Annotated in this window: 20 protein-coding genes and 2 pseudogenes; 8 read left to right on the top strand and 14 right to left on the bottom strand. The window is 71.0% G+C overall.

Annotated elements, in window-relative coordinates; all coding sequences use genetic code 11:
• Positions 1-56: 56 nt before the first annotated feature.
• The 6 genes and pseudogenes from ACWD04_RS29660 to ACWD04_RS29635 form a co-directional block, all read right to left on the bottom strand.
• Entirely contained in the window at positions 57-1118 is a 1062-nt protein-coding gene (locus tag ACWD04_RS29660) for a 4'-phosphopantetheinyl transferase family protein (RefSeq protein ID WP_451136824.1), read from the bottom strand.
• Positions 1119-1217: 99 nt separating this feature from the next.
• Positions 1218-1502, bottom strand: coding sequence for an acyl carrier protein (locus tag ACWD04_RS29655; protein ID WP_451136823.1), 285 nt, complete (start codon positions 1500-1502; stop codon positions 1218-1220).
• 97 nt (positions 1503-1599) lie between these two features.
• On the bottom strand, positions 1600-2817 hold the full coding sequence (locus tag ACWD04_RS29650) for a ketosynthase chain-length factor (protein ID WP_451136822.1): 1218 nt from the start codon (positions 2815-2817) through the stop codon (positions 1600-1602).
• Positions 2814-4082 carry a beta-ketoacyl-[acyl-carrier-protein] synthase family protein gene (locus ACWD04_RS29645; protein ID WP_451136821.1) on the bottom strand — a complete coding sequence of 423 codons (1269 nt, stop codon included), beginning with the start codon at positions 4080-4082 and terminating at the stop codon, positions 2814-2816. The genes ACWD04_RS29650 and ACWD04_RS29645 overlap by 4 nt, the downstream gene beginning before the upstream one ends.
• A gap of 211 nt (positions 4083-4293) precedes the next feature.
• Positions 4294-4629: pseudogene (locus ACWD04_RS29640) on the bottom strand (hypothetical protein); the annotation flags it as partial.
• A 663-nt stretch (positions 4630-5292) separates the two neighbouring features.
• Positions 5293-6024, bottom strand: coding sequence for a response regulator transcription factor (locus tag ACWD04_RS29635; RefSeq protein ID WP_451136820.1), 732 nt, complete (start codon positions 6022-6024; stop codon positions 5293-5295).
• A gap of 272 nt (positions 6025-6296) precedes the next feature.
• On the opposite strand from ACWD04_RS29635, the gene ACWD04_RS29630 reads away from it, so the two are divergent.
• Positions 6297-6944, top strand: coding sequence for a ScbR family autoregulator-binding transcription factor (locus ACWD04_RS29630; RefSeq protein ID WP_451136819.1), 648 nt, complete (start codon positions 6297-6299; stop codon positions 6942-6944).
• 146 nt (positions 6945-7090) lie between these two features.
• On the opposite strand, the gene ACWD04_RS29625 is transcribed toward ACWD04_RS29630, so the two are convergent.
• Positions 7091-8746, bottom strand: coding sequence for an MDR family MFS transporter (locus ACWD04_RS29625; protein WP_451136818.1), 1656 nt, complete (start codon positions 8744-8746; stop codon positions 7091-7093).
• Positions 8747-9074: 328 nt separating this feature from the next.
• Complete coding sequence (locus ACWD04_RS29620) at positions 9075-9809, bottom strand: ScbR family autoregulator-binding transcription factor (protein WP_451136817.1); 735 nt, start codon at positions 9807-9809, stop codon at positions 9075-9077.
• Between the two features lie 1061 nt (positions 9810-10870).
• On the opposite strand from ACWD04_RS29620, the gene ACWD04_RS29615 reads away from it, so the two are divergent.
• Positions 10871-12346: an MFS transporter gene (locus tag ACWD04_RS29615; protein WP_451136816.1), complete on the top strand. Its 1476-nt coding sequence runs from the start codon at positions 10871-10873 to the stop codon at positions 12344-12346.
• Positions 12347-13392: 1046 nt separating this feature from the next.
• Here the strand turns inward: ACWD04_RS29615 and ACWD04_RS29610 are convergent.
• From ACWD04_RS29610 to ACWD04_RS29600, 3 genes are all read right to left on the bottom strand, one after another.
• A complete protein-coding gene (locus ACWD04_RS29610; protein ID WP_451136815.1) occupies positions 13393-14214 on the bottom strand; it encodes an AfsR/SARP family transcriptional regulator in 822 nt (273 codons plus the stop codon).
• 237 nt (positions 14215-14451) lie between these two features.
• Positions 14452-15156 (bottom strand): HAD family hydrolase, encoded by a 705-nt coding sequence (locus ACWD04_RS29605; protein WP_451136814.1) that lies wholly within the window; start codon positions 15154-15156, stop codon positions 14452-14454.
• 192 nt (positions 15157-15348) lie between these two features.
• Positions 15349-15774, bottom strand: coding sequence for a nuclear transport factor 2 family protein (locus tag ACWD04_RS29600; RefSeq protein WP_451136813.1), 426 nt, complete (start codon positions 15772-15774; stop codon positions 15349-15351).
• Between the two features lie 164 nt (positions 15775-15938).
• Between ACWD04_RS29600 and ACWD04_RS29595 the strand changes: the two genes are divergently transcribed.
• Positions 15939-16151 carry a hypothetical protein gene (locus tag ACWD04_RS29595; protein WP_451136812.1) on the top strand — a complete coding sequence of 71 codons (213 nt, stop codon included), beginning with the start codon at positions 15939-15941 and terminating at the stop codon, positions 16149-16151.
• Between the two features lie 191 nt (positions 16152-16342).
• Positions 16343-17029 carry a ScbR family autoregulator-binding transcription factor gene (locus tag ACWD04_RS29590; protein WP_451136811.1) on the top strand — a complete coding sequence of 229 codons (687 nt, stop codon included), beginning with the start codon at positions 16343-16345 and terminating at the stop codon, positions 17027-17029.
• Between the two features lie 66 nt (positions 17030-17095).
• Here ACWD04_RS29590 and ACWD04_RS29585 read toward each other — a convergent pair whose 3' ends face one another.
• The gene (locus tag ACWD04_RS29585) at positions 17096-17863 is read right to left on the bottom strand and encodes an SDR family NAD(P)-dependent oxidoreductase (protein WP_451136810.1); all 768 of its coding nucleotides are present in this window, start codon (positions 17861-17863) and stop codon (positions 17096-17098) included.
• 91 nt (positions 17864-17954) lie between these two features.
• Complete coding sequence (locus ACWD04_RS29580; protein ID WP_451136809.1) at positions 17955-18656, bottom strand: ScbR family autoregulator-binding transcription factor; 702 nt, start codon at positions 18654-18656, stop codon at positions 17955-17957.
• A 630-nt stretch (positions 18657-19286) separates the two neighbouring features.
• On the opposite strand from ACWD04_RS29580, the gene ACWD04_RS29575 reads away from it, so the two are divergent.
• The 4 genes and pseudogenes from ACWD04_RS29575 to ACWD04_RS29560 all read left to right on the top strand — a co-directional run bounded on the left by ACWD04_RS29575 (position 19287) and on the right by ACWD04_RS29560 (position 23645).
• Positions 19287-20330, top strand: a complete 1044-nt coding sequence (locus ACWD04_RS29575; RefSeq protein WP_451136808.1) for a hypothetical protein — start codon at positions 19287-19289, stop codon at positions 20328-20330.
• A gap of 118 nt (positions 20331-20448) precedes the next feature.
• The gene (locus tag ACWD04_RS29570) at positions 20449-21603 is read left to right on the top strand and encodes an inositol-3-phosphate synthase (protein WP_451136807.1); all 1155 of its coding nucleotides are present in this window, start codon (positions 20449-20451) and stop codon (positions 21601-21603) included.
• 307 nt (positions 21604-21910) lie between these two features.
• A pseudogene (locus ACWD04_RS29565) lies at positions 21911-22039 on the top strand (sugar phosphate isomerase/epimerase); the annotation flags it as partial.
• A 529-nt stretch (positions 22040-22568) separates the two neighbouring features.
• Entirely contained in the window at positions 22569-23645 is a 1077-nt protein-coding gene (locus tag ACWD04_RS29560; protein ID WP_451136806.1) for a ScyD/ScyE family protein, read from the top strand.
• A gap of 72 nt (positions 23646-23717) precedes the next feature.
• On the opposite strand, the gene ACWD04_RS29555 is transcribed toward ACWD04_RS29560, so the two are convergent.
• Positions 23718-24275, bottom strand: a complete 558-nt coding sequence (locus tag ACWD04_RS29555) for a carboxymuconolactone decarboxylase family protein (protein ID WP_451136805.1) — start codon at positions 24273-24275, stop codon at positions 23718-23720.
• Between the last annotated feature and the right edge of the window lie 96 nt (positions 24276-24371).

Here is a 24371-nt window from a genome sequence, read left to right as displayed (position 1 = left end):
GGTCCGCACCGGATCTCTTGTCCGCGGACCGATGGAAAGGAAAGGGGAAGGCGATCTCACACGGGTCGGGCCGTGGAAGAGCCTTGTCCGGCCGCCTCGTCACGCGTCGGCGGGTGACCGTGAGGCCCGCGAGCGGGAGGAGGCCCCGGGTCGGTGGGCGGGGGCAGGTGCGCCGGGAGGGGTGCGGGCGGGTGGTCGCCCAGGGCCGTGTGCGTCGTGAGCCAGGTAGGGGGGACCCGGTAGAGGTCGGCGGCACGTGGCGCGGCTCCGCGTAGGGCGGCCGCGGCCGTGTGGGTGGTGTCGCAGGGTACGTCGAGCAGTGTCCAGCCCCGCGGGTGGCGCCCGGTGTCGCGGCCCAGGTAGTCCTCGGCGGGAGAGCGGCTCAGTCCGGTGCCGAGGCCTTTGAGGTAGGCCTCCTTGCGCGTCCAGATCCGGCCGAATAGCCGTCGTCGCTCCTCGTCGCCCGCGGCCCGGGCGAGTTCGGTCTGCTCGTCCGGGTGCAGCGACCTGGAGCAGATGTCCACGGTCCCGGTGCCCGGCAGCTTTTGGATGTCGGCCCCGAGGGGTGTGGCGGCCACTGCGACGAGGGCGGCCCCGCCGCTGTGTGACAGGGAGAAGTGCAGGGGAGGGGGTGCGGGGGCCACGGCCGGCCGGCCGTGCGCCTCACCGCATCCGGGGCAGGGCTCGCGCAGGAACCGCACGTCCTGCGGTGGTGTGGCCGTGTAGCGGCCGACCAGCCGGCGCAGGGCGACATGCGCGGCCGCGTAGAGCAGTCCGTCGGACGGGCGGATGAACGCCTCGGCCCGTTGGCGCTCCCTCTCGTCCAGTTCGTCCCGGGCGAGCGCGTCGGCGTGCTCGGCGGGGGGGCTGCGCACCAGCCACAGGTCTACGCGGCCGGCGCCGAGGGTGAACGTGGCGCACAGAGGATCCCGGTCGCACAGCGCGGAGCGCGGGGCGGGCGGCGGGTCGGGTGCCGTCGTACCTGCACAGCTGTCCGTTGGCCGTGTGCCGCCGATGACGGCGGAGCCGGCGGCGGGCGGGGCGTCCCGGTCGGGCACGGTCACCGCGCCGGGGGGTGTGTCCGGATCGGCCGTCCGGGGCGGCTGGCTCGTGGTCATCGTTCTCTCGGGTCGGGAGGTACACCCAGAAGGAGGGGGTGGTGGCGCGAGCGCCCCCGCGCGGTGCGGGCGCGCGGGGGACGCTCGCGTGTCCCGGGCTCAGGCGGTCGCGACTTCCTGGAGGTTCTCGTTGACGGCGGCGATCAGGGTGCGCGGGGTGCTGTTGTCGGTGAAGAAGTCGTCGTCGAGCGTGATGCCGTACTCGCGCTCTATTCTTCCGCCGGTCTCCAGCAACGCCAGTGACTCGTAGCCCAGTTCCTCGAAGCCGGTGTCGAGGATGTCGCTGTCGAGGTCGACGCCCTCGTCGGCACCAGCGCCCTCCAGGAGGATGCGCTTGAGGTCTTCGATGGTGAATTCCTGTTTGGACACAACAGTTCCCTTCATGGTTGGCCGTACCGCTCGGCTTGCGCGGACACGGGACAAGGAGAAGCGCTCGCGGGCGACCGGGGGAAGGACGGCGGCGAGCGCCGGCTCGGGGCCGTCAGTCGGCGGAACGCAGGATCATGGCGGAGTTGAAGCCGCCATGGCCGCGGGCGAGGACGAGCACGGTGCGCACCGAGGCGGTACGCGGCCGGACGGCGACCAGGTCGAGGTCGTATTCGGGTGACAGCTCCACATTGGTCGTCGGCGGGATCAGGCCCTCGTGCATGGCGAGGAACGCGGCGGCGACGTCCAGCGGGGCCCCGCCTGAGCACAGCCGCCCGGTCATCGTCTTGGGCGCCGTGACGGGCACCCCCCGGGGGCCGAAGACCGCGGTGATCACCGCGGCCTCCTCGCGGTCGAGCCGCTGGGTGCCGGCGGCGTCGGCGAAGACGACGTCGACCTCGTCCGGCTCGCAGTCGGCGTCGGCCAGGGCGTGCTGGACGGCGCGGCGCAGACCGGGCTCGCGGCCGCTGCCCGGCCTCGGGTCGAGTGTCGAACCGTAGCCCGCGATCACCCCGTAGGGTGTGCCCGCGCCTCGGGCGCGCGCCGACCGCTCGTCCTCGACGATCATCAGTGCCCCGCCTTCACCGGGTACGTGGCCCTGTGCGGCGCTGTCGAACGGGAGGTAGGCCCGGTCGGGGTCCTGACCGGGCGACATCAGCCCGGTGGACAGGCGGGCTGCCCAGGCCAGGGAGCAGATCGACGCCTCGACACCGCCGGTGACGACCAGCTTGCCGCCCTTGCGTATCTGGCGCCGTGCGTGGGCGATGGCGTCGAGGCCGCCCGCCGCGTCGCCGATGACCACGCCGCTGGGGCCGCGTAGCCCGTTGTGGATGGAGAGCTGACCGTTGTTGGCGGCGTAGAACCAGGCGAACGACTGGTAGGCGCTGACATGTGTGCCGCCCCGGCTCCACAGCTTGCGCAGCTCTTTCTGGGCGAACTCGAAGCCGCCGGGGCCTGCGGCGGTGACGACACCCATGTCGGACGCGGGGAGGTCGCCCGGCTGTACGCCGGCGTCCTGAAACGCCTGGTCGGCGGCGACCAGGGCGAGTTGTGTCATCCGGTCGGTCTGCGGGAGAAGCCTGCCCGGCAGGTGCTCCTCCGCCTCGAAGCCGTGGATCTCGCCTGCCAGACGCGCCGGGTAGCCGGAGGCGTCGAAGCGCGTGACGGGGCCGATGGCGTTCTTGCCGATCCGGGCCGCCGCCCAGAACTGCTGGGTGCCGAATCCGTTGGGCGCGGCCACACCGAGGCCGGTGACCACCGTCCTGGACGTCATGCCGTACTCCTTCCGGGCCGGGCCAGCACCATGGCGCTCTGGAACCCGCCGAACCCGCTGCTGACGGTCAGTGCGGTGTCGGTGCGGTGCTCACGCGCCTCGCGCGGCACGTAGTCGAGGTCGCACTCGGGGTCGGGAGTGCGCAGGTTCGCGGTGGGCGGCACCACATGGTTCTCCATCGCCAGGACGCAGGCCGCCATCTCGATCGAGCCGATCGACCCCAGCGAGTGCCCGATCATGGATTTGATGGAGCTGATCGGGGTGCGGTGGGCGTCCTCCCCCAGGCTCAGCTTGAACGCGGCCGTCTCGTGGCGGTCGTTGCGCCGTGTGCCCGAGCCGTGCGCGCTGACGTAGTCGATGTCCCCGGGGTTCATCCGGGCCTCGCCCAGGGCCACCGAGATGGCCTCCGCCATCTCCCGGCCGTCGGGGCGCAGTCCCGTCATGTGGAAGGCGCTGCACCGGGAGGCGTAGCCCGCGATCTCCGCGTAGAGGTGCGCGCCGCGCCGGCGGGCGCCGTCCAGCTCCTCCAGCACGAACACCGCGGCGCCCTCTCCGAGCACGAAGCCGCTGCGGGAGATGTCGAACGGCCTTGCCGCGCTCGCGGGCTCGTCGTTGAGCGTGCTCGTCGCCCTGACGGCGTCGAAGGACGCCAGGGTGATCGGCGAGATCGGGGCGTCCGTCGCACCGGCGATCATCACGTCGGCGCTGCCTTCCCGGATGAGGTCGGCCGCGTGGGCGACCGCGTCGATCCCGGCCGTGCAGCCGGTCGAGACGACCGTGGCCGGTCCTTCGGCGTGGACGGCCCACGCCACCTCGGCCGAGAAGGAGCTCGGCACGAAGTGGTCGTACAGGTGCGCCGGGACCTGGGTGTGGTCGACCGGTTCGAGGCGGCCGCCGTCGCTGGCGGCCCGGTAGGCGCTGTCGAGTCCGGTGGTTGCTCCGACGGCGCTGCCGATGCTGACACCCGTGCGGAACGGGTCGAACCCGGCGAGCTCCAGACCGCTGTCCGCCAGCGCCTCGCGCGCCGCCACCACCGCGAACTGCGCGGCCCGGTCCATGCGCCGCGTCTGCTGCGGGGTCAGTCCGTGCGCGGCGGGGTCGAAGTCGGCCTCGGCGGCCACCCGGGAGCGGAACGGGGACGCGTCGAACAGGGTGATGCCGCGCGTGGCCGTACGGCCTTCGCTCAGCAACCGCCAGAAGTTCGCGGTGCCGATCCCGCCCGGCGCCAGGACGCCGACGCCGGTGACCACTACCCGGCGAGCCATGACCGCCGGCCTCCCCTCGTGCCGGTGCGGCCGTCGGCTCCGGGGCCCTCCGGTAGCAGCAGCACGACGTCCGTACGTGCCGCGATCATGTTGCTGTGCATGTTCTCCACTTCCTCTTCGCCGGTCGTCGGAACGCTCCGGGCGCCGTCCGGCCACAACCGCTTCTTTTTTCGGAGGGCCTGGCGGCCCCGGGGCGGGCACGATCGCGGCGTCAGTCCTTGCTTTCGCGGATCAGGGCGCCGGAAGGGACAGAGCTGCCGACCTGGGCGGTGAGTCCTTCGAGGGTGCCGGAGCGGTGGGCGTCGAGGCGTTGTTCGATCTCCATGGCTTCCAGGACGACGAGGTCGCCTTCCTTGGCTTCGTAGACTTCCTCGACCGCGATGTCGACGACCGTGTCCTGCTCGGAGGAGGCGGTGGCGCCGGAGGCGGCGGACCCGGTCTTCTCGGCCGCGCGGCGTGGGGCGGGCGCGAAGGGCTTGAGGGTTCCGGCGAACTCGGTCTCGGTCCAGCGGTGTGGACGGTGTACGGATGGTGGTGACTGAGCACCTTGCGCACGACTGGGCCCTTTCCCGTATCTCCGGAGGTCTCCGGGGATACCGCGCCGGATCTTGTGTTCCAGGTTCTTCGAACGCCGGGGGCCGGACAATGCCGGGGGTTTCAGGACTCGGTCAGGTTCCACAAGCGCTGGTCCGGTGCGTCGGGTCTCCGCCAAGAGAATGTCAACAGCATGTCAACCGGGACTGCTCGCGGCCGTGGGGACCCGTTCGCGGATGCCCCGACGCCACGTGGCACGGCGCCCGGCACACGTGCGGCCGGTACACACGGCTCGCCGGGGTCCGGCGGCGACCCCCTGCTCTCGGCAGCCGGCCGTCCGTGCTCCTGGAGGGCCCGCCGCAGGCGCGCGGGGCCGGCCGCGGTCTTGACGGGGGGACGGTCCGGGCGGCCAGCCGGTCGTCCTGTCTCGCAGGGGCGGGGAGGCCGGCGCCGAGAACACCGCCGCGCTCTTCGTACGGACTTGGGAGGGCCGTCGGTTCAGCGGCGAAGCGCTCCTGTACGGGCCGCGGGGCCGGGCCGCGTCGGACGCCGCCGGTGCGCTCCCCCGTCGGCCCTCCCCCACTGCGGAAGCACTCCCCCGGCACAGTGCCGCTGTCCTGCCCCCCGCCCCACCCGTGTGGTGGGGCGGGGGGCCTTCGGCCACGGCTGCGCGGGATCAGCCCTGGCCGAAGCGGAATCCGACTCCGCGGATCGTGGTGATCCAGCACGCGCCGATCTTGTTCCGCAGGGTGCTCACATGTGTGTCGACGGTCCGTCGGGACCAGGAGTCGCCCCACACCTGTTGCATCAGCACCTTGCGGGGAATCACCGTGTCGGGATGCGAGGCGAGGAGGTACAGCAGGTCGAACTCCTTACGGGTGGTGCCGACGGGCCTGCCCTCCAGGCTCACCTCACGCGTCCCGGCGTCGATCCGCAGGGAGCCGCAGGTGATGGTGGAGGCGGCCGGCCGCACGGGACGCGCCCGTCGCATGACCGCCTCCATCCGGGCCATCAGCTCGCGGAATCCGTAGGGCTTCGCCAGGTAGTCGTCCGCGCCGGCCTGGAGGCCCAGGACCCGGTCCAGCTCGGTGCCCCGGGCGGTCACCGCGATGACGGGGGTCTCGCCGGCGGCACGGATGCCCCGGCAGACCTCCAGCCCGTCCAGGTCGGGCAGTTCCAGATCGAGCAGGATGAGATCGGCGTCGGCGAACGCCCGCAGGGCCTCGCTGCCCGTGCCGACGATGCCCACCTCGTGACCGTGGCGGCGCAGTCCCCGGGCGAGGGTCTCCGCTTCGCTCACGTCACTCTCGACAAGAAGGATGCGCCATGTCGTGGATGTCACCAGCCTGCCCTGCGGATGCGGTGCGGCTATTCGAGGCTCCAGCACAGCGGTCGAACCCTGCTTCATCCCGTTCCCCCCTCAACCCAGCCTTGACCAACAGCCATGAAGAATACAAACCGCTCATACGGTTTGTCAAAGAATCTTAAAGCGGAGCTTAAACGATCAAATCTCCGATACTGCACCACGACCCCCGTGACGCACGCAGGACACTGGGCCTCACCACCTCCGTGACCGGCGAGGATGGACAGCGGCAGGCATGTCGGCCAATCGTGACCCCACCCTGCGGGAACGTACCAGTTGCGCGGTTTAATGCCATGACGACTACCAAGGAGCTGTGCATGACCAAACAGGAACGTGCTGTGCGCACTCGTCATGCGCTGATCGCGTCGGCAGCCACGGCGTTCGAGCGATGCGGGTATGCCGAGGCGACGCTGAACATGATCAGCGCGGGAGCCGGGGTGAGCCCGGGAGCTCTGCACTTCCACTTCGAGAACAAGGCCGCCCTCGGCGCCGCCGTCGAACATGCCGCCCTGCGCGCGCTGCGTACGATCACGGCCGACGCGCACACGGGGCGCACGCCGGCCCTCCAGACACTGACCGGCAGTTCGCACGCCCTCATGCGCATGCTGCTCTTCGACCCCGTCCTGCGGGCGGGCTTCCGGCTCGGCCGCGAGGCCGCCTACACGCACGCCTCCTCCGATCTGCGCGAGGAGTGGCAGCGGCACGTCGCTCTGCTCATCGCCCGGGCCGCCGCGGAGGACACGCTCCTGCCGGACCTGTGCGAGGGGCACGCCACCGCCATGGTCGTCGCGGGGACCACCGGCTTCGAAGTGCTCGGCCGCAGTGACCACGCATGGGCGAGTCACGCTCCCGTCACCGGGTTCTGGCGCCTGATGCTGCCCTGCCTCGCCACCCCCGAGGCGCTGCGGACGCTGGATCCCGCCGGCGGCATCCCGCCGGCGCCCCAGGACCGGACGCCCCCTTGAGCGAACCGGGCGGAACAACGGGCGGACCGGACGCGGGTGCATGGCCCTTCGAACGAGCTCGGCGAAGCGACTTCTGCAGGCGGACAAGCCGGCCGGCCTTTGGAATCCGGGTCGGCCTCCCGGCGCCGCAACGCCCTCCAGGGGGCTCATCCCTGTTCGGCGGTGGTGTCCGGCCGGGCCCCGGCCGGACCGCGGGCGCCTTCCCGGAGCGTCAGCGCCACCGCGACGGCGACCAGGGTCAGTGCACCCAAAATCCAGAAGACGGTGTTGATCCCACTGGCCATACCTTCCAAAACGGGACGCGCGATCCTCGGATCGAGGGTGTCGAGCACGGACGTGTCGTCGAGATCGATGCCCGGGCCGCCTGCCCGGAGGTCCGCCAGCACCTGACGGTCATCGGGGTCGGAGAGCACAGCGGGGTCGGAGAGGGCGGCGTCGAGCGCGGGCGTGGACAGGGCCGCGCGGAACGCTTCGGCGATCCGGCTCGCGGCGATGCCGAACAGGACCGACAGGAACACCGCGGTACCGGTGATCGCACCGAGCTGCCGCGAAAAGCTGTACATGCCGCTGGCCACCCCCATGTCCTGAGGCGGCACGTTGTTCTGAAGGGCCACCAGGACGGTCTGCATGAAGACTCCGAGGCCCAGCCCCATCATGGCGGCCAGCACGACCATGCCCCACAGGGGTGTGTCCACGCCGACCCGTGCCAGCAGGAAGTAGGCGGCGGCGAGCAGCCCGAGACCGCCGGCCAGCATCATCCGGTAGCGCCGCGTCCGGGCCACGACGGGCCCGCTCAGCCGGGCGCCCAGGGTCGTGGCCAGGGACTGGGGCAGCATCAGCAGGCCCGCCTGGGTGGGTTCGAGCCCCTGGACGACCTGGAGGTACAGCGGCATGAACGTGAGCGAGGTGAAGACCCCGATGCCGCCGATGTAGTTGACCACGTTGACCCGGGAGAACGCGCTGTTCGTGAAGAGCCGCGGAGGCACCAGCGCCTCGTCGCCCATGCGCCGCTCCACCATCAGGAAGGTGAGCAGGCCCAGGACGCCCACCGCGTACGCGAGCAGCGCGCGCGCCGACCCCCAGCCCCAGACCTTGCCCTGTTCGGCGATCAGCAGCAGCGGCACCAGACCGGTGATCAGGGCCGCCGCACCCCAGTAGTCCACCCGCTGCTCGGTCCGGCGGTGACGGAGCCTGAAGAGTCTGCCGACGACGACGAGTGTCACGATGCCGATCGGCACGTTGATCAGGAAGATCCAGCGCCAGCCCGAGATGCCGAGAAAGCTGTCCATGCCGGCGAACAGACCACCGGCCACCGGACCCAGAACGCTCGCCACGCCGAAGACGGTCCCCAGGTACGCCTGGTACACCGCGCGCCTCTCCGGCGGGAACAGATCGGCCAGTACGGCGAGGGCGAGCGAACCGAGGCCGCCGCCACCCAGCCCCTGCACTGCTCGGTACAGCGCCAGCTCGTACATGGACTCCGCCATCGCGCACAGTACCGAGCCCAGGAGGAAGAGAACGATGGCGACCATGTAGAGCCGCTTGCGCCCGAAGATGTCGGAGAGCTTCCCGTGCAGCGGCAGCGAGACGGTCGCGGTGATCAGATAGCCGGTGGTGGCCCATGCCTGCAGCGTCATGCCGTGCAGTTCGTCGGCGACGGTGCGCATCGCGGTGGCCATGATCATGCTGTCGAGCGCCGACATGAAGACGGCGAGCAGCAGCCCGGTCACGATCAGGAAGGCGGCTCGCCGGCTCAGCTCCGGATGCTCATGAGCCTGGGGGGTCGTCGTGACCTCGGTCATGGTGGTTGAGCCCTCTCTCTCCCTGACCCGCCCGGAGCCGGCGGACCGTCAGGACAGCGCGCCGGGCGCCGTCATGGCGTGCCGGCGCCCGGCCCTGCGGGCGGATGTCCTGCCGCCCATTGAGCAACCTCGACCAAGCTTGAGGTCAAATGGGACGGCCGGACAGGCGGGAGCGCACCGGGCCGGCCGGTACGGCAGGGGGCCCGGGCCCCCTGCCGTACCGGTGCCGCGGAAGGACGGGCTCGGTCTTCACCAACCCCGCCGCCAGGTCGTGACCGGGTCGTCCACTCCCTCGCAGCGACCGCTTTCGGCACACATGAGATACGGGTCAGACGGTATGATCTCCGTCGTGACCGGGTTGTTCAGGGTCGGGAAACCGGCCTTGAACGACCCCGTTGCCGTACCGCGTCGCCCGGGGCCCGTCGGCCGGGTCCGTCATACCGGCCACCGCGTCCGTGCCGCCCGGTTCCAGGGTGCGTCGCGCATGCGGGGCGGCGATCTGCGGGAGGAACAACCGCCAGAGGGCGGTGACAGCCTCACGCGAGAGCCACTCGTCGTCCTGCCTGCTCAGCACTTCCAGGCCGGTGGTGGCGGCCACCAGGGCGACGGTCAGGTCCTGCTGCGAGATTCCGGGGGCGAGCGAACCCTCGTCGGCGGCGCGGGAGAGCAACTGCCGGACGCAGTCCTGCCACTCCCGGTGGATGTTCGGTCCGGAGCGCCGGGCGGCGTCGCAGTTGAGCCGGAAGCCGGCGCGTACGACCACGTCGCACCGCAGCAGACACGCCAAGGCGTGCGAAAGGTCCGTCAGGGTCTGCAGGGCGCCCGCCCCGCTCCCGTCGGCCCGGCGCGCGGTCCGGCGCAAGCACTGGAAGGCCGCGCTCTCGACGGCGTCGGCCACGGCCGCCTTGTTCTCGAAGTGGAAGTGCAGCGCCCCGGGGCTGACCCCTGCGCCCGCGCTGATCTCGGACAGGCGCGACTGGACGTATCCGCGCTGTTCGAACAGCTCGGCCGCGGAACTGATCAGCGCGTGGCGGGTGCGGGCGGCCCGTTCCTGTTTGCTCACGTATGGCCTCAAGTGAGCACCGGGACGAGGGAGGACGGCGGCTGCATGGTGGACGAGTGGGGCCGGCCGCCCGGTTCTCGCACTGAAGGGAGGTCGGGGACTTTCGTTTCGATCACGTGGCGGCTCCTTCGGTCGTTCGGGCGGGAAGGCCGGGCGGGAAGACAGCCACCCGCCCCTCCAGCGGTGTCTGCGCACGGCAACAGCAGGTCGCACAGCCCGCCCGGCTGCGGGGCCGCCGGTCGACGCCGGGCTGAGTGGTGTAAACCCAACCCTAGCAAACCGTACATGCGGTTTGTCATTGTGGAAGTGCCTCCCTCGGGGCCCGCCCCGGAGGGCCGCCGCCCGGCCACGGGTCCCGGGTGATCGCCCAGGCCGGCGCCACCACGTTGTCAGGTCGACCGTGTGGACGCAGTGGGGGGCAAAGGGGTCTGTCACCCAGCGTTCCTTCCCACCGGTGGGTGTGGGCAGATGGCCGTGCGACGGGTATGTCGCACGATGCGAGTGCATCGCCCGCGCCGCGGAACATGCCCGCGACATCCTCCGCGCGAAGAGCGAAACGGCCTCGGGCACGACGGACCGGGCTCGGTCCGAGGAGGGACAGCCGCCTCGACGGTCGCTCCAGTGATCGTCGAGGCGGACTCGAGTGATCGTCGAGCCGGACTCGAGTCCCTTCACCCAAGGTTGCGCGGAGTGCTCGGTAGTTCCGTGGTGTCGGAGCGGCGGCCGGGCGGGGGACGGTCGGCAGGCTTTTCGCTGTCGCGGGTCAGGACGGGACGGACTGTGCGCGTGGTGTCGGCGTCGAGCACGCGGCGCAGCAGTCCGGACAGCCGGGCGCGCTCGCTCGGTGCCGCACGCGAGGCACTGGAGCCGCTCCCCCGCGGGCGCGCGGGCAAGGCGCTGCCGGCGGCGGTCGGCGAGCTCGTACTGCGGCAGGGGGCCGGCGGGTGCGGTGAGCGCCGCGGAGTGCGAAAGCCGCCGGGCCGACTCCACATGCCATCAGCCTGTCGTGGGCTCGGTGCCGACCACAGGGCCGTTCTGTCCGTACTCCGAAGGAACCAGCCATGACCGATGCCAAGACCTCGAACGCCTTGCCGGCGGCAGGCACCCGAGCAGCCCCTCCCGGCGTCACGGCCCCCTTCGCCGCGCTGCTGATCGCGGTGCTCTCGTTCTCGCTGATGCAGACGATGGTCGTGCCCGTGCTCCCCGACCTGCAGCGGGAGTTCGGCGCGAGTACGACCGGTATCTCCTGGGTGCTCAGCTCGTTCCTGATCACGGCTTCCGTGGCCACCGCCCTGCTCGGCCGGGTCGGTGACATGTTCGGCAAGCGCCGTGTCCTCATCGCCTGCCTCACCGCTTTCGCCGTGGGCACGCTCATCTGCGCCGTGTCGAACTCGCTGGGCCTGCTGATCGCCGCCCGCGCCGTGCAAGGCGTCGGGTCCGCCGCTTTCCCGCTCGCCTTCGGAATCGTTCGTGACCAGTTCCCACGCGAGCGGGTGCCCGTCGCCATCGGCATGATCAGCTCGACGTTCGGCATCGGCTTCGGCATCGGACTCATCCTCCCCGGCCCGGTCGTGGACACGCTGAGCTGGCACTGGGTCTTCTGGCTCGGCCTTGCCGTGATCGTGCTCGGCATCCTCGCGGTCGCCGTGTTCGTCAAGGAGTCCCCCGACCGCTCCCCCGGCCGGATCGACTGGGCCGGCGGGGTGCTGCTGAGCGGCGCGATCGTCGCCCTGCTGCTCCCCATCAGCCAGGGCAAGTCCTGGGGCTGGGGCTCCCCGGCCGTCATCGGCCTGTTCGTTGCCGCCGTGGTGCTGGGCGTGGTGTTCGTGGCCGTGGAACGACGGGTCCAGGAGCCGCTGATCGACATCGACCTGCTGCGCCGCCCCGCAGTCGCGACCTCCCATGTGGCCGCGCTCATCATCGGGTTCGGCATGTACGGCGCTTTCACGCTGGTGCCGCTGCTCGCCCAGACGCCGCCCGAGGTGGGTTTCGGATTCGGTTCCTCGGTCACCGGGTCCGGGCTCTTCATGCTGCCGATGGCCGTCACCATGCTCGCCGCCAGCCCGCTGTCCGGTCGCATCGGCGCAGCCGTCGGCTTCAAGCTGCCGCTGGTGCTCGCCTGCCTGATCGGTGTGGTGGGCTTCGCGATCTACGCGGTCGGCCACGACGCCGAGTGGGCGATGTACGTCGGATCCGGTGTGCTCGGCATCGGCGTGGGCCTCGCCTACGCCTCCCTCGCCAACCTGGTGGTGGCCGCCGTCGACCCGCGCCAGACCGGCGAGGCCACCGGCATCAACACCATCATGCGGACCATCGGCAGCTCTCTCGGCGCACAGATCGCCGCGTCGATCGTGTCCTCCCGGACCGTCCCGGGCACCCTGTTCCCGGCCGAGTCCGGCTACACGACGACGTTCGTCATGTCGGCGATCGCCCTCGGTATCGCCGCCCTCGCGGCGCTCGCCGGCCCCGGGTCACTGCGCGGGGCTGCCGCATCCGGTGCCGCGGCACCGGAGCCGAGCCGTTCGCCTGCCCGCTGAGCACGCGCCTTGGTCAGGTGCGCGCAACGCGCGTCGCGTGCTGTCCAGTTGGTCCGTCCGCGCGGAGCACCGCGGTGGGTGTGTTCGCTTCCTCCTCGCAAGCGACGGCGTGGCGCGCCGCTCCTTGACCGGGTGCGGTGCCCGGGCTGCGCCGGTCCGGGCAGCTGTACGTTCTCGAGCGGGGGGGCAGAGGCCCGCGTCGGTTACGTGGTCGGGAGCAGGTCCGGCCGGGGTGCGTTCTTCGGTGGGCTGTGGCTCGAGGCGGGCCGGCGTCCCGGTGAGCTGCTCGTAGATCGCGTCGGTCTCGTGGAAAGCGATCTTGTCACCGGCCGGCCCGGGCGCGCCGAGGGCGAGAGAGATCTTGCTGTCGTTCGACATCGCGCTCGGGAACGGCAGTTGGGCCCACTTTCGGCTTGGGCGCACGTGAGGTCAAGCGGGCCAGGATCATGCGGAGTGTCCTGGCGGAAGCCGGGTCAGGCCGTCGTCGGCCCGAGCGCCCGGTCTCTCGTCCTGGCCATACGGTCATGGGACAGCGCCGGGGGCGCGCCTGCCCGCCGCGCTCAGCGCCTTCCCTCGGCGTACTCCTTGGCGTGCTGCAGCGTGGCGCGGCTGTTGGCGCTCAGCACGTCGTTTTCCCCTTCTCCGGCCGGTCGGACGGTGGCCGGGGCTGCCGGTTGGCCGGGCGACGGGGTCTCCCCTCGACGACGCAGCTCAGCTGCTGACCTCAGGACCAGACCCAGGAATTTACAAACCGGCTCGGCCGTTTGTCGATGGGTTCAATTAATCCCCCAGGCCCTGTAGTCCTGGATCGGACACAGGGGAGCAAGTAACTCGCAGCGCGAATGCCGTGGCGCTCGGACAAGTGCGCCGCGAGCTGACCGGCTGTGAGCGCGGACAGAGTGTGGGTGCGTCCGGTCGCCTGACCGGACGCACCACGGTGCGCCGGTTGTCCAGGCCCTCAGGCCGAGGCCGGCGATCCTGTCGACCGGGTCGACGGCCGCGTCGGGCGACAGAGCGGACCGCTGCCGCAGGAGTGGCCTGCGGCATCAGGCCGCATAGAGATCGAAGGTGGTGGAACGTCGCGCTCCGGCGACGACGTCCAGTTTGGGATCGACGGCCAGGATGGCCTGGTGCAGGCGCTGCACCTGCGGCGAGGGTTCGACGCCCAGCTCGTTGATCAGGCGGGTGCGCAGCCTGCGATAGACATCAAGGGCCGCGGCCTGCCGGCCCGAGCGGTACAGGGCGACCATGGCCTGCGAGTGCAGGCCTTCGTGCTGCGGGTGCTGGGCCGTCAACTGGGTGAGCTCCGCGATGAGTTCGGAGTGCCGGCCGATCCTCAGATCGGCGTCGATGCGCCGCTCGACGGTGCCCAGGCGGCTCTCCTCCAGGCGGAGCACCTCGATCTCCAGGACCGGCCCGACGCGTACGTCGACGAGCGCGGGACCGCGCCACAGGTCGAGGGCGCGCCGGAAGTGGTGCGAGGAGCTTTCGTCGTCGCCGTCCTCGAAGGCGCAACGCCCCTCGGTGACCAGCCGTTCGTACTGGTAGGCGTCGACGGACTCGGGCGAGATCTGCAGCAGGTACCCGCCGTGCCGGGTCACGAGCACGTCCTTGGCGGCTCCGGGGACGTCCGGTCCCATGGCGGTGCCGAGGCGTCGGCGCAGCTGGAGGATGTACGTCTGGAGCGTGGTGCGGGCACTCGGCGGGGGCTCGTGCCCCCAGAGCTCTTCCATCAGCGTGTGCACGGGCACGACCCGTCCCGGGTGGAGCGCGAGCAGGGAGAGGATCTGCCGCGGCTTGGCAGCGTTCGGGACGATCACTCCCCCATTGACTTCGGCGCTCAGTGAACCCAGTACCTGAATCTCCATGGATACCCCCTACGCATCGCCAATTCATCCTCAGCAGCTCCTGTCGCCGCCGCGGGAACAGTAGCGAAGATCGCGCATCCTCCCGGTTTCCTCCAGTACCGCTCTAGGAGATTTCCACGGCGCTTGGGTTTTTCCGTGCTTTCCGGTCGCGTGAGAAAGGGAAGGGAATCCGATATTCCAGCTCTTTTTCGCAGTGAGGCACAGCTCAGGGGTCATTCGCCGGCGCGGCGGAGGGTGTCAGCCCCAGATGCTCCCTGCGGCCGCCTCCGCGTCGACGGTCCGCAGCAGCGCCTCGTCGATCTCCTTGAGCGATCCGACGATGTGGCGGGCGCCGGCCTCCTGCATCATCTGCCGCTGGAAGTCGTGTTCGGAGTCGACCGGGTGTCCGATGAAAGGCACCTTGAGGTCCCGTGCGGTCTCCGCCACGCGCGCCACGTCGTCGATGAAGAGCGCCTGGTCGTGGCGGAGCCCGAAGAGCTCGACGATCTCCCGGATGCCGGGCCGGAAGTCGTTGGTGCACACATAGCCCGGCTCGTCGAAGTAGTCGGCGAGCGCGCCGAGATGGCGGTCGAAGTGCGCGCGCTCGAGCCCTCCGTAGCAGACCGTCCGCACGCCCAGCGAACGCAGCGTGGCCAGCAGCCCGGCCGCTCCGTCGAGCGTGTGCACCGGGTGGTCCCGGAGGTAGTCCTCGCGCTCGGCGAAGTAGTCCTTCACCAACTGCTCGGCAGTTCCCCCCAGTTCGTCCGCCGCCCGCTGGGCGGCGACGAGCTGGGTCTGCGACAGCAGTGCGCGCTCGAACTCGGCGGTGTAGGCACCTCCCCGCGACTCGACGAGGCGGCGCATGACAGGGCTGAAACTGTCGTTGAGGAGCACGCCGTCGATGTTCACCGCGACCAGACTCAGGTGCCGCAACAAGGTGTCTCCCATCGAGTCGGTGAGCATGCCGCCGCAGACGGTACTCCACTTCGTAACGGTGTCGGCGGAAGTTGCGATCAGCGCTCCTCGTCGTATGTGGGCCCGTCCCTTGTCGGGAATATGCTTCCCGTCGGTCGCGGGGCGGGCTTTCAGCAGGCTGCGGCTGCATTTTCGCCGAACGGGGGACTGATTGGTTTCCGGCCATCCCTGTTCTCATGTTCATGTGAGCTCGGCCCGAGGTGTGCCGTCGACGTCGATCCGGCGTTCGCTGACCCGGAGCTCGCGCCCGTTCCCCGCGCCCCGTACGAGGACGTCCGTACAGGCGCAGACCTGGTGCACTCTCGACACGCCGTTCGCGGCGGTGGCATAGACGACCGTGTTCGCTCGCACGTGGAGTTCGCCGCCCGGGCGCTCCTCGATCTCGAACATGCCGGTCATGTGGCGGCGTCGCTCCCCGGAGGCTACGATCGCCGCCGTCGCCGCGCGAGCGCCCGCGATCAGTCCCGCGTGGCCGCGTAGCGGATCCGGGCGGGTGGACAGGCGGCAGACGGCGTCCTCGGTGAAGGTGGCCGCCCACCCCTCGGCGTCGCCCTCGTCCAGGCGTCGCATCTGGCGGGCGTAGAACGCCGCCACCTCCGCGTACATCGGCTCTCCGTTCCGTGGATCCGAGTTCCCTGTCGCCACCGCACGTAGTGGCTCCGCCATCCGCCGCGGCTCCCGCACAGGTTCCGGCGCACCGCCCGCGCCGGGGTCGGGCCGCCGTCGAGCGGGCCCCTCGCCGTCAGTGGATCCGTGTCCGCGAACCGCTCGTGCCGCCGGGTCTCATGTGCGACCGCGCCTGTCCGCTGGGGCGGCTGATCGGCTTCGTCGTGTTCGGCGCCGTCCGCTTCCTGCCGCTCCGCCGGCAGGCCGTGAGCGGTGGGCCGGCCGTCGCGCCGACACTCGTGGCCGGCGGCACGCTTCCGCTCGTCGGCATGCCGCTGCTCTTCCGGACGGGCCCGGCTGTCCGATCCGGACAGTGACGCCCGGCGCGGCCCTGCTGCTCGGTGTGGTCACGCCAGGCCGCTCGTAGCCGGGCCGGACCCGTCGCCGTAGCGGATCGTGGACACGCCCAGTGACAATGAAGGGAAGTAAGGTACCCTCTAGACGGTTTCTTTTCACGTCCGCCGCTCAGCCGACACGGGCACAAGCACAGGGCACAAGGGATGGTCTCGTGGCGCGACAGGTACGTGCAATCCGAACCCGCCGCTCGGTACTGGCGGCAGCAGCACAGGTATTCGCCGAGTACGGCTACTCGGCGGCCACCGTCTCGGACATCCTCAAGGTCGCCGGCGTGACCAAGGGCGCTTTGTACTTCCACTTCGACTCGAAGGAAGCCCTCGCACGGGGCGTCATCGAGGCGCAGTCCGAGCAGAACCTGCCGCCCCAGGAGCTCACGGTCCAGGAGTGGGCGGACCAGGGATTGCTCCTTGCGTACCAGTTGCCCCGCGACCCGGTGATCCGCGCCGGCGCCGTACTCTCGTCCGATCCTCTGGGCCGGGAGCACTACGGCAGCGCCTGGCCCGCCTTGATCCGGAACTCGGCGGCGCTTTTGACCGAGGCCCAGAAGCGGGGCGAGGTCCTCTCTCACGTGGTGCCGCTGCAGACTGCGGAATTCATGATCAGCGCCTTTCACGGCGTCCAGCTCTTCTCCCAGCTGGAGTCCGGCATGGTGGACATAGAGACGCGGATCACCGTGTTGTACGAGCACGTCATGCCGACGATCGCCCTGCCCGCCGTCCTGAACCGGCTCGACCTCGCCCCGGACCGCGGGGCGCGGCTCTTCGCGCAGATGGAGTGTGCGGAGGCGGAGAATGCCGAGGCGGAGAACGCGGTGCTGCCCGCCGCCGTCGGTTCGTAGGTCCGGACCGGCGGGCCGGGATGTCCGAGGGCCGCGGATGGTCCCGCGTACCGTCGCGACCGTGTGTCACCAGGTGGTGCGCCCGCCGTCCACGGGCAGGGTGGCCCCGGTGACGAACGACGCGTGGTCGCTGCACAGCCACGCGGCCGCCTCGGCGACTTCTGCCGGCGCCGCCATGCGGTTCTGCGGCGCGGACGCCATACTTTTCGCCTCCTGGCCGGGGACCCGGGCGAACCAGTCCTCGACCATCTCCGACCGGGTCAGACCGGGGGCTATCGCGTTGACGCGGATGCCGGTGGCCGCGTACTCGACGGCGGCTGCCTTGGTCAGGCCGATCACGGCGTGCTTGGCCGCGATGTAAGGCGCGGGAACCGAGCTCGCCACCAGGCCGGCCACGCTGCTCGTGTTCACGATGGAGCCGCCGCTCCGGCTCATCGCTCTGATCTCGTGGCGCAGGCAGTTCCACGTGCCGCGCACGTTGGTGTCCATGACCAGGTCGTACGCCTTGTCCTCGAGGAGGTGCAGGGGGGCCACGTCTCCCCCGGTTCCTGCGTTGTTGAACGCCACGTCGAGGCGCCCGTACCTCTCCACCGCATGGGCGACGGCCCGTTCCACGTCGCCGGATACCTGGACGTCACCCGCGCAGTACGAGGCCTGCCCGCCGTTCGCGCGCAGTTCGGCCGAGAGCTCCGCGATGCGGTCCTCCCGCCGGGCGACCAGAACCACGCGCGCCCCCTCGCGTACGAACACCCGGGCGGCCGCGGCGCCGATACCGCTGCTGGCCCCGGTGATCAGGGCGACCTTCCCCTCGAGCGAACCTTGCCCCTGCGTCATTCTGCGCAATCTCCTTGCTGTGGCGACGTGTTCCACTTCGGGTGCCGGTCTCGGCGCTGCTGCGTCCCGAAGCGTAGCGTTCATGTTCGATCTACGAGGGCGAATCCCGGCTTCGAACAACGTCCCGCCGCAGTGAGGAAGTTGGATGGTCAGGACATCCGATGCCGGCGGCCCTGAGGTCGCCGCCCCCGCCCGGTTCGGTCCCGGCAGCGGCCCGGGGGCCGGCCACCGACGGCAGCAGCAGCTTCCAGAAACCGGTGAGCGCCCGGCCGGTCAGCCACTCCCTGTCGCTGCGGCTCAGCACCGCGAGGCCGACTGTCGCGGCCACCACGGCGTTCACCACTGCCTCCTGCGACACCCCGGGCGCGAGCGACTTCTCGTCCGCGGCCCGGGCCACGAACCCGTGCACGTGTGTCTGCCACTCCTGGCAGAGGTCGACGCGGGCGCGCTGCCCCGCCTCACAGCTCAACAGGAATCCGGCCCGCACCACCACATCCCGGACCAGCAACTCGGCCAGGCGGTGCGAGAGGTCCGTCAGGCCCTGCAAAGCGGCCACGTTCCCCGGCGGGGGGCTGCCCACCGCGTGGCGCAGGACGCGCAGGGCGGCGCTCTCGACGGCATCGGCCACGTCGGCCTTCGTGTCGAAGTGGAAGTGCAGAGCTCCACGGCTGACTCCGGCACCCGAACTGATCTCGTTCAAGCTGGCCTTCTCGTAGCCGTGCCGTTCGAACAGCTCGGCCGCCGAGCAGACGAGTGCGTTCCGGGTACGGGCGGCCCGTTCCTGTTGGCTCACTGTTGGCTCTCCCGCTTTACGAGGGTTTCCATTCCCCACATAAAACCAACTTGCCGGTTTTAAAGCCAGAGTGAGGGAGCGATCGAATCAGACGAACCACCGCGCGCGACCCTTGCCGACCACTCCTTCCCGCCCGGGCGAGAGAAACCGTGGACAACGGCCGGCTCCATGAAGGCGCAAACTTCTACGGATGCGAGCAATTGAAAACAAGGGACCCGGTTTGCTGCGGGGGCTCCTATGTGGCGGAGTACCCCTCGATGAGGCCTCCGACGTCTCCGTCCCGGCCGGTACGCCGACCACCCGGCCCGCCCCTCACCCTGCCCGTCCGTATGGTCAACTACATGCGCCATAAGGCTGCTTGAGGTGCCACGGACGCCATCCACCAGGCGCGCTGGAGGCGCGGTCGAGGCCCACTCGGGAGCCACTCACATCCGATTTCACGGCGTCTCACAACTTTGCAAAAAAACCGGCTGTACGGTACTCTCGGCGTCGAGCTACGGCACGTCAGAGTCCGGCGACGGAGCGTAAGCGTCCCGCCGAACACTCTGCGCCCCGTTGAGTCAGTGGCTTCCCACGGCCGACGGGGTCCCACATCTGCGCCAACAGAGGATTGCTGTCAGGAGGGGCACGTTGACTCTGGCCGAAGAGCTGACGTACACGGCCGTCGAGATCGACGAGATCGAGCCGTCCGTCATCTGGATCGAATCGCAGCCACTCACCCGTGTACCGATCGAATCGCTCGTCCTGTCGGGCTCTCCCCGTCTGGACGCGGAGGACCCGGACCACGTACGGATGCTTGCCGAGGCCGGGGACCGTCTGCCCCCCATCACCGTGCACCGGCCCACCCTGCGCGTCATCGACGGCGCGCACCGGGTCCGCGCGGCCCTGCTCAACGGGCAGACCGAGATCACCGCGCGGCTCCTCGACTGCGATCCGGCCGACGCCTTCGTCCTGTCGGTCAGGGTCAACGTGGCCCACGGCCTGCCGCTGTCCCGCGCCGACCGGGCGGCCGCCGCGTCCCGCATCGTCCTGACCCACCCTCAGTGGTCGGACAGCGCGGTCGCCGCCGCCACCGGGATTTCCGACAAGACCGTCGCCCGTATCCGCGCGCAGTCGTCGGCCGCGGACACCGCGCAGCCCAGCACACGGATCGGCCGGGACGGTCGGGTGCGCCCCGTCGACAGCGCCCGGCGCCGCCGGCACGCCGCCGAGATCTTCTTCGAGCAGCCGGACGCCGGGCTGCGTGAGGTCGCCCGGGCCACGGGGCTCTCCCCTGCGACGGTCCGGGACGTACGGCAGCGCATCGAACGCGGCGAGAACCCCGTGCCGGGCCGCTATCGCACAACAACCGGGTCCGACGGGCACGTCGAGACCACCCCGGGCGCTGCCGCGCCGGCCCGGCAGCGCCCGCCCGCCCCCGCCCGCGTGACGCGCGGCATGGTGGACCGGCAGAAGCTGCTCGCCAAGCTCAGCGAGGACCCCTCGCTGCGGCACACCGAAGCCGGCCGCCGTGCCTTGCGCTGGCTGCACCACTACTCCGTCGACGGTGCAGGCATCGAGACCCTCGGGAGCGGGCTTCCCTGCCACTGGGTTCCCGAGGTCGCCGCTCTCGCCCGCAACTGCGCGGCGGCCTGGAACGAGCTGGCCGCGCAGCTCCAACAGCGCGCCGAATAAGGCCCTTCCGGCCGGCGTACACGAGCGCGGGACGGCGTCGACGGCCGGCCCGGCCGCGTGCTGCCACCCCCCTGGGCGCCCTCGCCTGTCACCACCGACACACTTCAGGAGGCCTTCCGTGTCCGAGCATGCCGAGCCGAGCGGTCCCCGTACCGGCCCCGAAGGCGGGGCCGGTACGGGCGTGTGGTTCATCGGGGCCCGCGGCTCCGTCGCCACGACCACGGTCGCCGGGAGCGCCGCGCTCGCCGCCGGGCTCTGCCCGCCCACGGGCATGGTCACCGAGACCGAGTCCTTCACGGCCGCCGCTCTGCCTGCCCTGTCCTCCCTCGTCTTCGGCGGCCACGACACCGTCGACCGGCCGCTGCCCAAGCACGCCGAGGCCCTCGCCGAGCAGGGCGTCCTGCCGTACGGGCTCGCACGGGCGGTACGCGGCGAACTGGCGGCCGCCGACCGGGAGATACGCACCGGCGGCCCCCTGGGCGGCGATCCCCGCGGCGACGACGAGCTGATCGCCGCCTTCGCCGCCGACATCGCGGACTTCACCCGGCGCACCGGGGTCGCGCGGACCGTCGTGGTGAACCTCGCCTCCACCGAGCCCGCCCCGGCCGGGGGTGCCGCCCGGCTGCCCGCCAGTTCGCTGTACGCGGCGTCCGCCCTGCGCGCGGGCTGCGCGTACGTGAACTTCACCCCGTCGGCGGGGATACGCCACCCGGCCCTCGCCGGCACGGTCCGGTCCGCCGGGGTGCCGTACGCGGGCCGGGACGGCAAGACCGGGCAGACCCTGCTGCGGGCGGTGCTCGCCCCCATGTTCCGTCAGCGGGCGCTGGACGTACGGGCCTGGTCCGGCACCAATCTGCTGGGCGGGGGCGACGGGGCGGCGCTCGCCGACTCCGCGGCTGCCGCGGCGAAGAACGCGGGCAAGAACCGGGTCCTGGAGGACACCCTCGGGACGCTGCCCGAGGGTGAGGTGCACATCGACGACGTGCCCGCGCTCGGCGAGTGGAAGACCGCCTGGGACCACGTCGCCTTCGAGGGCTTCCTCGGGTCACGGATGATTCTGCAGACCATCTGGCAGGGCTGCGACTCCGCCCTCGCGGCGCCGCTCGTGCTCGACCTGGCCCGGCTCGCCGCTCGCGCCCACGAGGCGGGGATCACCGGGCCCCTGCCGGAGCTCGGCTTCTACTTCAAGGATCCGGACGGCGGCTCCTCGGCGCTCGCCGAGCAGTACGACGCCCTCCTCGGCTTCGCCATGCGTCTGGGGGCCGCCCGGTGAGCACCGCCCGCGACTGGGGTGCCGGCGGGTGCCGGGCCTGATCTGCGAGGTCAGGGGCGCCTCGTGCCCTCGCCCGGGCCGGCTCTCGCGGGCGCCGCGCCGCGACGGCCGCGCGGCCGTTCCCGCACGCCGCGCTCAACCCGTCGCCACCGCTGACCCAGCGGGCCGTCGTCGGCGGCATCCGCGCCATGATGCCGCTCCAGGGCAGCCCTTACGGCGCGCTCGGGGCCGCCTGTCTGCGCCGCGCCGCTCACCGGGCTCGCACCGGTGGCCCGCCGGCTCACCCGGACGGTGAGCCCCACATGAGCTGCGCCTCGGCTACGGCACCAACGGCCTGACCGATCTGCGGCTCGACGACGCCCTCGTCCCGTAGGCCGACCTCGGCTACGACAGGGTCGGCCTGACCCTCGACCACATGCATCTGGACCCAGTCGCGGCCCGGATGGACCCAGTCCCGCCCGGGTGGCGCGCGTAGCCGGCCGGCCGGGGCGCCGCCTTGGGCCCGGGCGTCACCGCTCGGCATGCGCTACCGGATGGCCGTCGTCCCGCTCGGCTCCGCACCGGTGCGGAGCAGCCGCGGACGGCTGCCCGAGCGTCCGGAAGGCGGCCCGGCGCTGCTCTGCTCGCGTCCCTGCGGGGTGGGGGGATTCTCGCCGCCACCGAGGTGAAGGCCCTGCTGCTGCGCCTTGCGGGGACCGGCCGACCGGGCGCATAAAAGCTTGTCCGCTCCCCCGCGGTCGACCGATGTGCTGTTCTCCGGCAATGCGCCAACTCCCTTTCGGCGCATGGATACACGAGTTCCTGTCGGTGCGAATACGCGGGGGATTTCGCGACTTCCGGGTGAGATGGTGCACAACTACGGAATTCCCGATGTTGCACACTGCATTCCGGCCAATTCCTGCGTCTACGGTGATGCCGGTTCAGTTCGCTCCTGACTGCGGGGGCGTGCCAAGTTGAGGAGAGACATGTCCAGAACAAGCAAGTCTTGGGCGGGGGCCTTCCTGGCAACGGCAGTCGTGGGCGGCCTCACGGCGATGGCGATACCCAGCCAGGGCCAGGCCGCCACCACGGACGCGAAGGCGGCCACCGTCGTGGCGTCCGGCCTGAAGAATCCTCGTGACGTAACGGTCGGGTCCGACGGGGCGGTCCTGGTCGCGGAGTCCGGCAGCGGCCCGGCCACCGCGTGCACGGCGCCGGGCTCCCAGTGCCTCGGTTTCACCGGCTCCGTCTACCGGGTGAAGGGATCCACCAAGGGCCGCGTCGTCACCGGTCTGCCCTCCAAGATGATCATCCGCGCCGACGGCAGCAGTGTGATCGCCGGGGTGAACCACGTCGCGTCCGCCAACAGCGGCACCTACCGGGTGACCTACAGCCTGAGCGGCACCGCCACGACCCGTACGGCGCTCGGCACGGCCGCCGCGCCGCTCGGCACGCTCGCCATCGCCAAGGGCCAGATCCTCGGCGACCTGACCGCGCACGAGAGCGGTCAGAACCCCGACGGCGGCGAGGTCCTCGCCAACCCGCAGCGGTCGGTGAAGGTCGGTAACGACTTCCTGGTCACCGACTCCGCCGGCAACACCCTGCTGCGGGTGAAGCCGGACGGCGCCGTCTCGACCGAGTTCGTCTTCCCGAAGAACGGTGACGCCGAATCGGTGCCGACCGGCCTCGTGCAGGGTGCGGACAGCGCCTACTACATCGCCGACATGAGCGGCATCCGCAAGGGCCTCAGCCGTATCTGGCGCTGGGTACCGGGCAGTGCCCCGACCGTCTTCACCACTGGTCTGACGGGCGTCATCGACCTCGCCGTGCGTCCCGACGGCGACCTGGTCGCCCTGTCCTACGCCACCGGTGACACGACGAGCCAGCCCGGCACCGGCGCCCTGACCCGGATCGACAAGACCACGGGCGCCCTCACGGCGATCAGCACCGGCACCACGCTGAACCTGCCCACAGGGCTGGACATCGCCGCCAACGGTGACATGTACGTCACCAACAACACACTGACCAACAGCGGTGAACTCCTGAAGTTCCCGGCCTCCTGACCCTGTCCGCCCGCATCGCCTGCACCACGGATGCGCCGCATCCGTGGTGCAGGCGCACGCTGTCTGGACGGGTCAGTTCGCGGGACGTGCGGCCAGCGGAATCTCGCACGCCTCGGAGAAGCCCTGGGACTGGATCCCGAGTGCGTTGTTGTTCCTGGTCGCCAGGTTGGCGAAGGCGATGAACGCGGTGAGCTCGACCAGTGCGGCCGGGCCGAGCTCGTCGAGCAGGCGCGCGGACAGCTCGTCGCTGACGGTCGGCGGCGTGCTCGTCATCGCCTCGGCGTACTCCAGGACGTCCCGCTCCAGCGGCGCGAACACCTCCGCCTCCCGCCAGTTCGGCACCTGGCTCGCCTTGGCCATGTCCAGGTCCTGGTTCAGCGCCTGGAAGTAGTTGATGTCCAGGCACCAGTTGCAGCCGACCTGGGCCGCGACGGCCATGTGCGCGAACGTCTTGAGGCCCTCGTCGACCGCGTCCCATTCGTTCGCCCTGCCACCCAGCTCCAGGGTGGACTCGGCCACCTTGGGGTTGTGCCACGCCACCGCGACGGGGTCGGGAACGACGCCGAACGTCTTGATCAGGTTTTCCGTGAGTTCCTCGGAGAGCTCCGCCTTGGGAACGCGCAGTGCCATGGTCTTCTCCCTCTGCCTGTCGGTATCGGCTCGATTGTCCGTGGCGGCCTCTCGAGGACCGGTCGAGGCGGGCACGACGACGCGGCCGAAGTGACC

Source organism: Streptomyces sp. NPDC002911 (genome assembly GCF_053591835.1).
The sequence above is the reverse complement of the archived record's forward strand: the minus strand, read 5'-3'. Positions and strand labels throughout refer to the sequence as shown.

Excerpts from the sequence above, each read along its gene's own strand:
- ACWD04_RS29615 (WP_451136816.1), top strand. The coding sequence starts at position 10,871 with ATGACCGATGCCAAGACCTCGAACGCCTTGCCGGCGGCAGGCACCCGA.
- ACWD04_RS29625 (WP_451136818.1), bottom strand. The coding sequence starts at position 8,746 with ATGACCGAGGTCACGACGACCCCCCAGGCTCATGAGCATCCGGAGCTG.
- ACWD04_RS29630 (WP_451136819.1), top strand. The coding sequence starts at position 6,297 with ATGACCAAACAGGAACGTGCTGTGCGCACTCGTCATGCGCTGATCGCG.
- ACWD04_RS29605 (WP_451136814.1), bottom strand. The coding sequence starts at position 15,156 with ATGCTCACCGACTCGATGGGAGACACCTTGTTGCGGCACCTGAGTCTG.
- ACWD04_RS29555 (WP_451136805.1), bottom strand. The coding sequence starts at position 24,275 with ATGGCACTGCGCGTTCCCAAGGCGGAGCTCTCCGAGGAACTCACGGAA.
- ACWD04_RS29635 (WP_451136820.1), bottom strand. The coding sequence starts at position 6,024 with ATGAAGCAGGGTTCGACCGCTGTGCTGGAGCCTCGAATAGCCGCACCG.
- ACWD04_RS29660 (WP_451136824.1), bottom strand. The coding sequence starts at position 1,118 with ATGACCACGAGCCAGCCGCCCCGGACGGCCGATCCGGACACACCCCCC.
- ACWD04_RS29610 (WP_451136815.1), bottom strand. The coding sequence starts at position 14,214 with ATGGAGATTCAGGTACTGGGTTCACTGAGCGCCGAAGTCAATGGGGGA.
- ACWD04_RS29560 (WP_451136806.1), top strand. The coding sequence starts at position 22,569 with ATGTCCAGAACAAGCAAGTCTTGGGCGGGGGCCTTCCTGGCAACGGCA.
- ACWD04_RS29600 (WP_451136813.1), bottom strand. The coding sequence starts at position 15,774 with ATGTACGCGGAGGTGGCGGCGTTCTACGCCCGCCAGATGCGACGCCTG.
- ACWD04_RS29645 (WP_451136821.1), bottom strand. The coding sequence starts at position 4,082 with ATGGCTCGCCGGGTAGTGGTCACCGGCGTCGGCGTCCTGGCGCCGGGC.
- ACWD04_RS29650 (WP_451136822.1), bottom strand. The coding sequence starts at position 2,817 with ATGACGTCCAGGACGGTGGTCACCGGCCTCGGTGTGGCCGCGCCCAAC.
- ACWD04_RS29585 (WP_451136810.1), bottom strand. The coding sequence starts at position 17,863 with ATGACGCAGGGGCAAGGTTCGCTCGAGGGGAAGGTCGCCCTGATCACC.
- ACWD04_RS29655 (WP_451136823.1), bottom strand. The coding sequence starts at position 1,502 with ATGAAGGGAACTGTTGTGTCCAAACAGGAATTCACCATCGAAGACCTC.